Raw genomic sequence first — 12,784 nt, 5'->3', positions numbered from 1 at the left:
TAACTATCTAATCTATTAATAGCGGATCTTTCTTCGTGACTTCTACTACCAGATTACGCAGTCCAATCAATGCTATCAAATTCGGAATTACCATAAGTCCATTAAACATATCAGCCAGTTCCCACACTAAATCAACTTTTTGAAGTGAACCGGCAATTATGCAAATCATTACTAAAATTCTATAAATATTAAGCGCTTTTTTACCAAACAGATATTTCACATTAGCTTCCCCAAAGAAATACCATCCAATTATAGTAGAAAACGCAAAAAAGAATAACGCAATAGCAACAAATATTACTCCAAAATGCCCCAATACTGCGTGAAATGCGTGCTGTGTCAATGAAATCCCAGTTCCATCTGCTTTTCCGTCTGCAATCAAAATTACTAATGCTGACAATGTCAAAATTACAAAAGTGTCAATAAAAACTGTAACAATTGCAACGTGCCCTTGATCTTCAGGATTTTTAACCTTTGCAATTGCGTGAGCATGTGGAGTTGAACCCATTCCAGCCTCATTTGAAAACAGCCCCCTTGCTACCCCAAATCTTATTGCTTTTTTTATTCCCATTCCTAAAAATCCACCTAAAACAGCCTTTGTAGAAAAAGCATTTACAAAAATTGCCTTAAATGCCAAGCCTGCATTTCCAATATTTAGCCCAATAATAAGCACACATATAACAACGTATAAAACCGCCATAATAGGTACTATTTTCTCAGTAACCGAAGCAATCCTCTTCACTCCTCCAAAAAATATAAATCCGGATAAAATTGCCAAAAATATACCTGTTATAACAGTCGGAACATGAAAAGCGTTATGAAAAGCATCTCCTACTGAATTTGCCTGAACCGCATTTCCCATGAATCCTAAAGACAGTACACATGAAACCGCAAAGAATCCTGCCAGAAATTTGGCCGCTTTTCCTCCTTTAAATAATGTTTCAATGTAGTAGGCTGGGCCTCCTGTCATTTCTCCATCTTTTTTCTGTTTAAAAATCTGACTTAATACTGCTTCTGAATAGATAGTTGCCATTCCAAAAAATGCACTTACCCACATCCAGAATATTGCCCCTGGTCCTCCTGATACAATCGCTGTTGCCGCTCCTGCGAGATTTCCTGTTCCAACTTGCGCTGCAATAGCTGTTGCTAAAGCCTGAAACGACGACATTCCATTATTATCCGCCTTTTCTCCGCTTAAATCAAATCCGCTCGTCAAGTGTTTCAAACCGCTTTTAAACTCCCTAACTTGAATAAATTTTAGCCGAAATGTATAAAATACTCCCGTTCCAACTAACAAAACAATTAAAATAACTCCCCAAAAAAATTCATTAAAATTTTTAATAATTTCTAACATCTAAATCCTTCTCCTTCGTTTTTTATTTCTGAATTTTAGAATGGATAGAAAAGTTTAAAGCGTTTTAATACAAATTTTATTATAAATCAAAGAAAAAGGCTGTCTTTTACTTAAATAAAGTCAAGACAACCTCTTTAAATTTCTTTTATATTAAAAAAGAAATATAAAATCCATAATTTTATATGTATCATTCTCTGTTCTTTTACCTGAGAGTTTAGGGAATAAAAATTCCTTTGCTCCTTCGGTGCCATCATTTAAGACAGTCTCTCCAGAGGCTCGTCCACTATGAGTCCTTTTACCTGAAAGAGTCACTTCTTCGGTGTTTTATTCTACATTTACAAAATTTATAAATGAGACAAAATCTCTCCTCATACCTTCATCCAAATTATTCACTTTTCTATATGTTAGCATATTTTTTTCTGTGTGTCAATTTTTTTCTCATTGTATTCTAAGTTAATCTTTTTTTAATTTTATATTATTTTTTTAGCAACTTATTTTCCAAAAATTTCAATGCCTTATCGACATCTGCCTCTTTTCCTTCCTCAGATACGTATTCAATATATTTCACATTATTATTTTCATCCACTATCATCAATGCTCTTGTTAAAAGCCCTTTTTCCTTTATGAAAAATCCATTTTGAATACCAAATTGATGATATTTAAAGTCAGAAACTGCTTTTAATCCATTAATTTCATTGGCAGTACAGAATCTTTCCTGAGCAAATGGAGTGTCAACTGTTACCGAGTAAAATTTCACATTTGTATGAGTTTTTGCTGCTTCATTTAACTGTTTTGTCTGCAGTGAACAAACTTTTGTATCAAGTGACGGTGCCGTATAAATTACTTTTATATTTTTATCTTCAAAAATATTTTTTTCTTCTAATTTTGTATTTACAACTAAAGGTACTTCCCTTATTTTATCTCCAACTTTTAATTCTTTTCCAACAATTGTTACAGGAACTTTTCCCATTGTGATTTTTAAATTATTATCAGCTTTTAAAGTATCCAAATATTGTGTATATTCTGTATTCTGTCCTGCCTTTCCTGTTTCATTTTCTATTTTTGGTTTATTTCCGCAGGCAGCCAGAACTACTGCAGCTGCTCCTAATAATAATATTTTTTTCATTTTTTCCTTCTTTCGTAATTTTATCCATCGTTTGTAAAAATTTAAATTGTATGATTTTTACAGTTTTAATTTAAACTATTTTTATCTAATTTTATCATTTCTATTCTGATACTTCTCTAATTAAACTCGGATTATACAATAAACTTTCATTTTTTCTTACTTCTTCAAAAGTATATGTTTTTAAAATTTTTCCATTTTCAAAAACACATTCCATTACGGAATCTTCATGATATTGATTTTCAGGTAAATCTGAAATATTTACTGTTTCAAATTCTCCATTTTTATTTTTTATCAGGTCAAGCCGTCCTTTTTTACTGACTTTTCCTTTATCTGTAACAGGATTTTTGTAAACATCTCTAACTTCATTTCCAATTTTTATACAGCTGCATTTCATGGCAAATTTATGAGTATCCCTGTTAATGCCAGATTTTTCATTTCCTTGCAAAAGAGATCCTCCGCAGCCCAAAGTAACATTCTCAGCAGAATACTTATTATCCTTTAAAGATTTATAAATATCCCAGATTGTATCTTCATTAATTCCATCACCTTGTAAAATACGGACTTTGTTAATCACTTTATATCCTTTGGAGTTTACAGTATACCCAAAATTCTCCTCCAGACTTTCGAGTGCAAATAAAATATTTGTAATTGCATCTCCGCTATCTGGACGTATTGTAACCATTCCATCTCTTGCCAATATTTTTTCACGCAGCTCTTTTCCAATAATATTTTCTACCGCATTAAAAAAATTATAGCTGTCAAGAACGATTGAAACAATTCCTTTTGGAAATTTATCAAGCATGTTTTCGTATGCCTCTTTTTCATATTCCTGAGTCCATGAAGTCATTGTGCTATGTTCAGAAGCAGGCACGCTGTAAGCGGCTATTTTTTCATTATAATATTTACGGGCAAAGACAAGTGCATTTAAGGTATCTGTTCCATAAAAATTTGTAAGATGAGCCATTCCGCCAATTCCGGCACTTTCCTCGCTGGAAACACCACGATAACCAAAATCATGCAATTTAAACTTCAATTCTGACTCCACATTATCACTTGTTTCCTCTAAAAAGTATTTTATAATCTGTTTTGCCTTGTATGAAAATGTTGCAACTGTAATTGGATACCATACTTTTAACAGCAATGTTTCCACCCAGCCCGCAATCCAAGGCACATTTTTGTCAGTTGATTCAACTGTAACCAGCACATTATGATTTTTTACAACACTGCCTTCTGGCACGGTTCTAATTCTAAGTGGCAATTTCCCGTCCAGTTTTTCTACAATATATCTCCATCCCTCTTCAAAAAATGGCAATCCATGCAGTTCACAAATTTCCTTAGCTTCATCTATCATTTCATTTGTAATTTTTTTTGTTAAATATTCCATTAAATAATATTGCAGTCCAAAAAATTTTACATATCCGTACAAGCCACCACGGCTTTCGATATAATCGTGCATATACGTCATATTTGCTGGATATTGAAATGGATGAGTAATTTTATAAGAATCTGTCGATAGTATTAAATTTTTCATTTTTATTTTGTATGATAATTGCAAGTTACGTAAAAATCATACTCTCCTTCCCTACACTTTTTTATTTGTATATTCAATTATAACTTTTTTTCCTTTGAATACATACAAATAATACAGTAAAACCTCTTTGAATTTAACAAAACAAATCTCACTATAATTGATTATTTCTTATTTTTCTAAAATTTTATCTGCCAGTACCAACGCTATCTTCTTTTCTCCAACCATAAATTCGACAACCATGCTTTTTGCATCCACTTTTTTTATTTTTCCACGCCCAAATTTCTTGTGATTAACAACATCTCCAACTTTATATTTAGAATTTACATTTGAAGTTGTTTGAGAGCCTGATTTTTTACCAAATATTCCCAGTTTATCTTTAGAAAATGGATTAAAATTTTCTATTTTCGGTGTAAAACTTCTTGGAGATGAAGATTGCCCTTTTAGGCTTGCGTATTTTCCGCCCACATATTCCAGATTGTCTTGCTTCATTTCGTAGATAAATCTTGATGGACGACGTAAATTGTCATCTTTTCCCCAAATTTTTCTTGATGAAGAATAGGAAATAAACAGTTCTTTTTTAGCACGAGTTATCGCAACATAGCAAAGTCTACGCTCTTCTTCCAGCTCTTCTTCAGGAGCGTCAAAAGAAATTGATGGGAACAGCCCGTCTTCCATTCCCGCAAGAAAGACATAATCAAATTCTAGTCCTTTAGAACTATGAATTGTCATAAGTTTTACATAATTTTCATCATCTTCCATTTCATCAGTTGCTGAACTTAACGAAATCATATCAAGATATTCATTCAAGGTCATGCTTGGATTTTGCTTTTCAATTTCAGTAATACTGTTTAACAATTCCTCAATATTTCTAACTCTGTCTTCCTTATTATCTTCAATTGAGTCAATATAACGTGTTTTTATAAGAATTTCATCAAATATTTCCTTAATTGACATTTCTTCAAGGCTTGAGTAAATACCTTGCATTAAATTGTAAAATTCCTTTAATGCCAGTTTTGTAGATGCTCTTACAGGAATTTCATCAATGTAGTGAAGCGCTTCAAGCATCGAAATATTTTTTTCATTTGCAACTTCCTGTATTTTTTCCAGTGTCTTTTCTCCAACAGAACGTTTGGGAACATTAATTATACGATAAAAATTATGATTATCATTTTTATTATTTAAAAGACTCAAATATGCCAAAATATCCTTTATTTCCTTACGTTGAAAGAACTGCATTCCGCCATAAATTTTATATGGAATATTTGCAGACAACAGTTTTTCCTCCAGAACTCTTGACTGTGCATTTGTCCTGTACAAAATCGTCATATCCTTGTAATCGGCACCGTCTCTTTTCTTTTTCTTCATCTCTGTCACAATGAAATCTGCTTCATCATAAACAGTCATTGCATTATAAATCTTGATTTTTTCTCCATCTGAGCCATCTGTCCAAAGTGTTTTCCCTTTTGAACTTTTATTATTTTTAATAAGTTCATTGGCTGTATCCAGTATTTTCTTTGTAGAACGATAATTTCTTTCCAATTTTACTGTAAATGCTTCCTTGTAATCTCTCTCAAAATTCAGAATGTTATTAATATTTGCCCCACGAAATGCATAAATACTCTGATCCTCATCTCCTACGACACAGATATTTCGATATTTTGCTGCAATCATATTAATCATTTCATACTGAATATCATTGGTATCCTGATACTCATCCACCACAATATACTGATACCTTTCCTGTATTCTTTCCAGAACAAAAGCATCATCCAGCAATTTTCTCGCATTCAAAAGCAAATCCGAAAAATCCATCGCATTATTTGCCTTCAAAACTTCATCATACTTCTGATAAATCTCGGCAAAAAGCCTGTTCGCAGGAATTCTCATATCAATTTCACGTTCAAGCTCCTTAATTCCTATCCCCTGTTCCTTCAATTTACTAATTCTATTTGCAAGTTTTCCCGGCTGAACACCATCATTATCCTTAATTCCCATATCCTTTTTTATTTTTGTAATAATCGACTTCTGATCATCCACATCATAAATATTAAAATTTCGCCCATATCCAATTCTTTCAGAATAAGTTTTAAGCAATCTTACCGAAAACGAGTGAAATGTAGAAACTACAAGATTATTCGCCTCATGTCCAATAAGTGCCGTAGCCCTTTCCTTCATCTCTCTTGCCGCTTTATTCGTAAAAGTAAGTGCCAGAATATTAAGCGGTGAAATCCCTATTTCTTTTACCATGTGTGCAATTCTATAAGTAACTGTCCGTGTTTTACCGCTTCCCGCTCCAGCCAGTATCAATACAGGCCCTTCTATTTTTTCCGCAGCTTTTCTCTGCTCTTCATTTAATTCATCTAAAATACTGCTCATATTTCTCCTTTTTTCTCATTATTTTTTACAATTCTCTATATTTAACTTCCGTTATTTTCGATATTTTCTCAATAACACCATTTTCTTCCTTTTCTTCTCCAGCGTGACTATTCCCATTCTTATAAACAATTTCCTTCAAGTTCAAGTCTGATTTTTTTAATAAGTCAACTGTCAATAAAATCTGGTTAAGTACACCTTTTTTGTTTTTTGAAACAATGATAACTTCTGAATTTTTTCTAAATTCACACATAAAGTCTAGAATACTGTAGCTTCCTTCCAGCTTTAACAAAAGCCCGCCAGTAATTCTGACAAAGATATAATCATTTTCAACTAATGCTAAATTTATTTTTTCACGCAATTTTATTAAATCACTTTTTTCATTTTCCTCCATTTGCCCTTTTATAACTATTGTTGTTACTTTTTTATTTTCAAATAGCTGCTCTTCATACATTTTTTCAACAAATTTCTTTCCAACGTTAATTTCCGTTCCGACTATAAAATATATTTTTCCTTTTTTATCAGTTCTGTGCCTTACAATATGATGCCTTCGGCATCTTGCCTCATAATTTTCATTTGCGCCAACCATAACCAGCGGATCATCATAATAAGCAGGCTCCCCATTTATAAGACGCTGACTCGCATAAGCAGGCTTTCCACAAATCATGCAAATTGCGTGAAGCTTATCCACCTGATCGGCAATACTCATAAGTTCTGGCACTGGCTCGTAAGGCTCTGCCCTAAAGCTCATATCAAGCCCTGCGACAATCACTCTTTTCCCATATTCCACATACTTCTTACAAAACTCAACTATTTTTTCCCCAAAAAACTGAACCTCATCAATTCCAATTACTTCCGCATCAACATTTTTTTCCATAATTTCTTCCATTTGAGAAACATCACTCACGGGATATGCTCTAAAACTGTCATTCCCATGCGAAAATACTCCCTCTTCTCCATATCTGTTATCAATAGCATGTTTAAATGCTACAATTTTCTGCTTCGCATACTCAGCTCTTCTAAGCCTTCTTATAAGTTCCTCGCTTTTTCCTGAAAACATGCTTCCAGTAACAACTTCCAATGTTCCTATTTTAGAATTTTGTATCATTTTATCTTCCTTTTTTATTTATTTTTTACAGATTTCTCATTGCCACAATTTTTTGAACAAAAATATCTCTTTTGCTTAGCATATTTACGTTTTAAAAAGGGGGACTTGCCCCCATATTTTTAATTTTTATTTTGCCTAAATGAATCAAACATATTTTTTGCATTACTATATAAAACTTTGACTTCATAAGGTTTTACGTTAATTTGAATTTTTTTATCAGAAATTGCGTAATTTTCTTTTAAGTTCAGCTGATTTCGATAAAATCCAAATAATTTTGGTACCTGCAATGATAATGGATATTCGTCTGCTCCGTTATTTACTACAATTATCATTGATTCATTTCCAGCTGAAATTTCGTAGGAAATAAAGTCTGTATTTGGTCTTGCTGGTGTAAAATCACGCCCTTGGTACAATTTTGCCCGTCTATTCTGATCAGTTAAATAATCTGATATTTCTGAATCAATACGACCTCGTGTTTTGGGATCACTGTAAACTTCAAGGATTCTTAATTTACCATTTTTAAACAGATTTTTATGTTCTTTTCTGACTTTTAGTAAGGCTTTATAATGATTTTCTATATCTGCATTGCTATTTACAGGATACGAAATCCATTTTTGAACTTCGTTTACTTCCACAACACTAGGAAAACTTCTAAGTCTGTCTTTATATTTACTTATACTATCTGTCTCAGGATCGTATGGTGCGTAATCTTCCCACAACATAGGTTTTCTATTTCGTGGCGAATCTGCTCCCCACATTCCCTTTTCATCACCGTAATAGATAACTGGTGTAGCAGGCAGCATCATTTGCATTGCAACGACTCTTTTCAGCTTACTTACAGCTGTTCCGTCATACAAATCAGGACGAATATTCAAGTATCCTTGATCCGATTGATTATTTCTATCATAAACTCTATTTGGATTTATCATTCCACTAAAGATTCTATCTGTATCAAGAGAACCAATAAATACTTGTGTCATATTAAAACGGTTACTTGAATATCTGTTGTAAATTTCATTCAGTTTTGTAGCAAATTCTACTCCGCCGATACGGTAGCTTGGATTAGTATTTACAGTATATTTTATGATATTATTAACTATATTGTAATCTGCACCGCTATCGTAAATCCCATCTTCAACATCTTTTGTAATACTGTTTGAAACCTCTCCTGTAATTAGCAAGTCAGGTTTATATTTTTTCAAATTTTCTGTAATTTGCGCAAGATATTCCTTATTCTCATTGTCGTAATAAACATATCTTATTCCGTCAATTCCGTCATCATATACATCTTTTTTAAAAGTCTCATCAGGTCCTAAAATCCATTTTTTCATCGCATTTTCAATATAATTTCTAACTTGCGGATTTTTTAAGTCAAGCACAGTATCCTTTAAATACCAGTTAGAAAATTCTTTATTATTTCTAGCAAAAAATCTGCTTGACGTTGTATCAGGAGCCACTTCCAGAACTACTTTCATCCCTTTCTGGTGAGCCTGTTTTACAAGACTTGCCAACTGCAAATCAGAATCTGTCCAAATCCAGCTTTTTACATTAAGTAAATCCTCGTCAAGTAAATTTTTATCCGTTTCAGGATTGAAAATAAGCAAGTTTAATTCCTTATCCCCATTGTTATTATGAACTTTTGCCTTTATATCAAGCCCTTTTGATGTTCCAGTCTGCTCAATGTATCCAAAATACGGATCCACATGATTAAAATAAATCGTATCATATTTATGGTTTGAAAGCGAATAAAATGGCGATGATAGAATTATGTATTCCACACCAAGATTTTTGATGTAGTCAAGTTTGTCAATTATTCCCTGTAAATCCCCACCATAGTAACGTGTGTAGTTCTGCACGTCATTTAGCGTATTTTCTTCCCATTCATTTTTTTCCTCATAGTTACTGTTCCATTCATTCAAAGAAAACTGCGGTTTTTCATTTCCACCCCAATATGCCAGCACTAAGTCTTTCTTAGATGTTCCTGAACGAATTTCTCCAGTAGGCTCTGAAAAGTCATCTGTCCCAAATTCATTAAAAATCGCATCATTATCCACATCGCCATTTCTAAACGAATCAATATAAATCTGATATCCAACTGAGCCTCTAGCCCATTCTGGAATCGTTGTAAGCTTTGTAGAACGTGAATATTCAAATTTCTCTACATTTGCAGGATTTTTCGTAATATTTCTTCCCATATAATACTTTGTCTTGTCATCAGTTAATACAAAATAATAACTTGACACATTGCTTGGAATTTCAGCCATAAAAATCTCGTTACCACCATAATTTCCAATTCCACGCATCATTTTTTTTCCGCCACTGTAGACAACTTCGGCAGAATAAACATCGTTATTTTTCGTTCTTAACATAATCTTTACATTATTTCCATTAAGTACCCTGAATTCAGAATCTTCCTTATGAACTAACGAATTCAAGTCAATAACTCCATCATTTCTTTGGCTATATTTCAATGATTCTGTTGAATTTTCCTCACTTTGCCCTGTTTCATTATTCTCTGAATTTTCAATATTTTCCTGTTTATTCTTATTTTTTCTTTTTACTGCATTAATCAAATAATCTTCACGATTGTTTATATCATTATTTTTAATATTCATTTGAAAATTTTCATTTTGTGCAGAAAATGAAACAACTGAACTTACTAAAAACAATAAAAATTTCATTTTTAATTTAAAACTCATATTTCTCCTCTATTTACCTTAATCTCCCTAGCCGCAGCCAGACAAAAAACGGTAATTTTTATATTATTTCCATTTTTTTTATCTTTATTATCAAATTGCCTTAAAATGCTATTTTTTATTTCCCTAAGCGTAGCTCCTGTCGTTACAATATCATCAAGTATCAAAATTTTTTTATTGCTCAAGTCAACATTCTTAGAAACTCTGAAAGCTCCCTCAATATTCCTGTTCCTTTCCTCTTCGTCTAAAATTCCAGCCATCTTTTTTGTATTTTTTATTCTCTCAATCCGAACATAATTCACTTTCAGACAGTTCAGAATCTCATCAACCTGATTATACCCTCTTTCATTCTTTCTTTTCCTGCTGACAGGCACACTCACGACAACATCTATCTTTTCACGTTTCAAAACATAATAAAATTCTTCCTTTATCAATTCAGCAATCAATTTTGCCATGATTTTTCTATGATTATATTTATAAGAATAAATTAACCTCTTAAACTCCTTATTGTAGTCCCACACATAATAAATATTATTTAATTTCCGCAATTTTTTCAGACTTTTCAGAATATTTTTCGTATCTTTCGATACAATACCGTACTCAACTAATTCCACCCCTGAAATTATATCCTGGTTTCTAAATAAAATTCCTTTAAAATTAAATATTATTTCCTTAAAAAATTTAATATCCCTCAACTGGATCCTCAACCTTTTGAACTATTTTAGTTGAGTACATCTCTGTATATCCGCAATTTTTACATATTTTCAAATAAAATGTATCAATGGCAATCTGCGTTCCAGCAACTTTTTTTGTAGGAATTGCCACCTTTTTCATTTCAAACATTTCTTCTCCACATTTGCAACATTTCTCATCATTTCTCATATAATCACCTCAAAACGCATTTTTTAACCACTCAATACTGTTAGAGCCACGACTTACTCCAACAATATCATACCTTACATTTTTATCCCATTCCTTTTTTAAAAGATAAATTTGTGAACTTGCAAGAATCTTATTCTGCTTATCCTCCGTCACCATCTCAATTGCCGATCCAAAAAAATCATTCTTCCGATATTTGACCTCCACAAACACCAGCGTCTGACTCTTCTTTTCAAAAAAAATCAAGTCAATCTCCCCAAACCTAGTATAAAAATTACTCTCAACAAACGTAAGCCCTTGCAAAATCAAATATTCCTTCGCCACATTCTCATACTTAAACCCAATTTCCCTTTTATTCATACTATATTCTCGTCCCATCTCCTTTTTTACATTGTATCATAAATATCCATATTTATTCTTTTAATTTTATATTATATGATACCAATTTTTCACTTATTTTTCAAGACTGGAAAACTTCTCTTCTTTTTTTATTTGAATTTATTTAATCATATAAAAACACTTTTGTCGCTATATTATTCAAATTTAATGAATTATATAATAATCCTTTTTCCTCTAATATTTTTTTGGATAACTCTTTTATTTTTTTATCATTCCCTTTTTTCTGATAATAACCCATCATTCCTAATATTGCTTCCGCATTTTTCTGTTCAATACCTCTTAAAAATAGTTCTTTAGCTTTTTCTTCATTACCTTCGGATATTTCTAACATTCCTAATGTACTTGCTGATTGTAAATTTCCTGCATTTATTCCTGCTTGATACCATTTTTTTGCTTCTAATTTATTATTTTCCTCTTCATAAATATTTCCAATCTTATATGCCGCCATTCCCATATTTCCTTTTTTATAAGCGATTTCGTAATACTTCATAGCTTCTGAATTATTATCTAAAAATTTATACATATTTCCTAGAAAATAGTATCCTTCAAATCCATACTCTAATAATTTTTCATATTTTTTCTTTGCTTCTTCGTATTTATTTATTCTCATCAAGGAATCTGCTTCATCAATTAATTCAAATTTTTTATTTTCATTCTCATCTCCTAACATCAAGTCTATTTTTAACATTATTTCATCATCTATTCCATTCATTTTATTTTTTCCAAACATTTTTTCCTTTAAGCTATGAATCTTACTCTTATTTTTTTCTCTGTAATAAATTGTCATAAGATAATATATTCCTTCAGCATCATTTCCATCTTCCACTTTTAACAAATATTTTTTTGCCTCATCAATTTTATTTTCACTTATTAATAATTTCCCCAAATCAATGTTAGAAAATTTATCTCCTTTTTCAATACCCTTTAAATACCATTCTTTCGCTAAATTAAAATTTCCTTTTTTATAAGCAATACTCCCCAATATATATGCTGCTTGAGAATTTCCTTTATCATATGCAATTTTGTATTTCTTTTCACCTTCATTCTTATCAATAAAATTGTAGTATAAATAAGCAATACTTAAATATGCACCATTATCGTATTTTTTTGCTTCCTCATAATATTTTTCGGCATTTTTATAATTGCCTTCATCTCTTTCTACATCTCCTAAAGATATTAATTCCAGATATTTTTTATCTTCATTTTTAACTCTATTTGTGGGTTTAGAGCAACTTATTATAGTAAAACTTAATAACCATAAAAATAAAATAGTTAGTAAATATTTACTATAAAATTTTTTTAATTTCCACAAAATCATAAC

At 31.5% G+C, this 12,784-nt stretch carries 10 protein-coding genes and 1 riboswitch; all 10 genes read right to left on the bottom strand.

Annotated features, from left to right (window positions below):
* Positions 1-7: 7 nt before the first annotated feature.
* On the bottom strand, positions 8-1,351 hold the full coding sequence (locus tag AB8B23_RS04065; protein WP_369713552.1) for an alanine/glycine:cation symporter family protein: 1,344 nt from the start codon (positions 1,349-1,351) through the stop codon (positions 8-10).
* Between the two features lie 184 nt (positions 1,352-1,535).
* A riboswitch (glycine riboswitch) is annotated at positions 1,536-1,633 on the bottom strand.
* 193 nt (positions 1,634-1,826) lie between these two features.
* Entirely contained in the window at positions 1,827-2,477 is a 651-nt protein-coding gene (gene tpx / locus AB8B23_RS04060; protein ID WP_369713551.1) for a thiol peroxidase, read from the bottom strand.
* A 100-nt stretch (positions 2,478-2,577) separates the two neighbouring features.
* On the bottom strand, positions 2,578-4,008 hold the full coding sequence (locus tag AB8B23_RS04055) for a nicotinate phosphoribosyltransferase (protein ID WP_369713550.1): 1,431 nt from the start codon (positions 4,006-4,008) through the stop codon (positions 2,578-2,580).
* 168 nt (positions 4,009-4,176) lie between these two features.
* A complete protein-coding gene (locus AB8B23_RS04050) occupies positions 4,177-6,384 on the bottom strand; it encodes an ATP-dependent helicase (protein ID WP_369713548.1) in 2,208 nt (735 codons plus the stop codon).
* 25 nt (positions 6,385-6,409) lie between these two features.
* Entirely contained in the window at positions 6,410-7,489 is a 1,080-nt protein-coding gene (locus AB8B23_RS04045; RefSeq protein WP_369713547.1) for a thymidine kinase, read from the bottom strand.
* 119 nt (positions 7,490-7,608) lie between these two features.
* Positions 7,609-10,188: an alpha-amylase family glycosyl hydrolase gene (locus AB8B23_RS04040; protein WP_369713546.1), complete on the bottom strand. Its 2,580-nt coding sequence runs from the start codon at positions 10,186-10,188 to the stop codon at positions 7,609-7,611.
* On the bottom strand, positions 10,185-10,799 hold the full coding sequence (locus AB8B23_RS04035; protein ID WP_315288314.1) for a ComF family protein: 615 nt from the start codon (positions 10,797-10,799) through the stop codon (positions 10,185-10,187). The genes AB8B23_RS04040 and AB8B23_RS04035 overlap by 4 nt, the downstream gene beginning before the upstream one ends.
* 67 nt (positions 10,800-10,866) lie before the next feature.
* The gene (locus AB8B23_RS04030) at positions 10,867-11,067 is read right to left on the bottom strand and encodes a zinc ribbon domain-containing protein (protein WP_006804457.1); all 201 of its coding nucleotides are present in this window, start codon (positions 11,065-11,067) and stop codon (positions 10,867-10,869) included.
* 9 nt (positions 11,068-11,076) lie between these two features.
* Positions 11,077-11,424: a YraN family protein gene (locus AB8B23_RS04025; protein WP_369713545.1), complete on the bottom strand. Its 348-nt coding sequence runs from the start codon at positions 11,422-11,424 to the stop codon at positions 11,077-11,079.
* A gap of 142 nt (positions 11,425-11,566) precedes the next feature.
* Entirely contained in the window at positions 11,567-12,781 is a 1,215-nt protein-coding gene (locus tag AB8B23_RS04020; RefSeq protein WP_369713544.1) for a tetratricopeptide repeat protein, read from the bottom strand.
* Positions 12,782-12,784 lie beyond the last annotated feature (3 nt).

Origin of the sequence: Leptotrichia sp. HSP-342 (assembly GCF_041199995.1) — a bacterium.
Lineage (GTDB): Bacteria > Fusobacteriota > Fusobacteriia > Fusobacteriales > Leptotrichiaceae > Leptotrichia > Leptotrichia mesophila.
Note: the sequence above shows the minus strand (reverse complement) of the source record. Positions and strands in the feature narration are given on the sequence as shown.

Bases quoted from the DNA above. Each gene is read 5' to 3' on its own strand.
- AB8B23_RS04045 (WP_369713547.1), bottom strand. From the start codon at position 7,489: ATGATACAAAATTCTAAAATAGGAACATTGGAAGTTGTTACTGGAAGC.
- AB8B23_RS04020 (WP_369713544.1), bottom strand. From the start codon at position 12,781: ATGATTTTGTGGAAATTAAAAAAATTTTATAGTAAATATTTACTAACT.
- AB8B23_RS04065 (WP_369713552.1), bottom strand. From the start codon at position 1,351: ATGTTAGAAATTATTAAAAATTTTAATGAATTTTTTTGGGGAGTTATT.
- AB8B23_RS04025 (WP_369713545.1), bottom strand. From the start codon at position 11,424: ATGAATAAAAGGGAAATTGGGTTTAAGTATGAGAATGTGGCGAAGGAA.
- AB8B23_RS04055 (WP_369713550.1), bottom strand. From the start codon at position 4,008: ATGAAAAATTTAATACTATCGACAGATTCTTATAAAATTACTCATCCA.
- tpx (WP_369713551.1), bottom strand. From the start codon at position 2,477: ATGAAAAAAATATTATTATTAGGAGCAGCTGCAGTAGTTCTGGCTGCC.
- AB8B23_RS04030 (WP_006804457.1), bottom strand. From the start codon at position 11,067: ATGAGAAATGATGAGAAATGTTGCAAATGTGGAGAAGAAATGTTTGAA.
- AB8B23_RS04050 (WP_369713548.1), bottom strand. From the start codon at position 6,384: ATGAGCAGTATTTTAGATGAATTAAATGAAGAGCAGAGAAAAGCTGCG.
- AB8B23_RS04040 (WP_369713546.1), bottom strand. From the start codon at position 10,188: ATGAGTTTTAAATTAAAAATGAAATTTTTATTGTTTTTAGTAAGTTCA.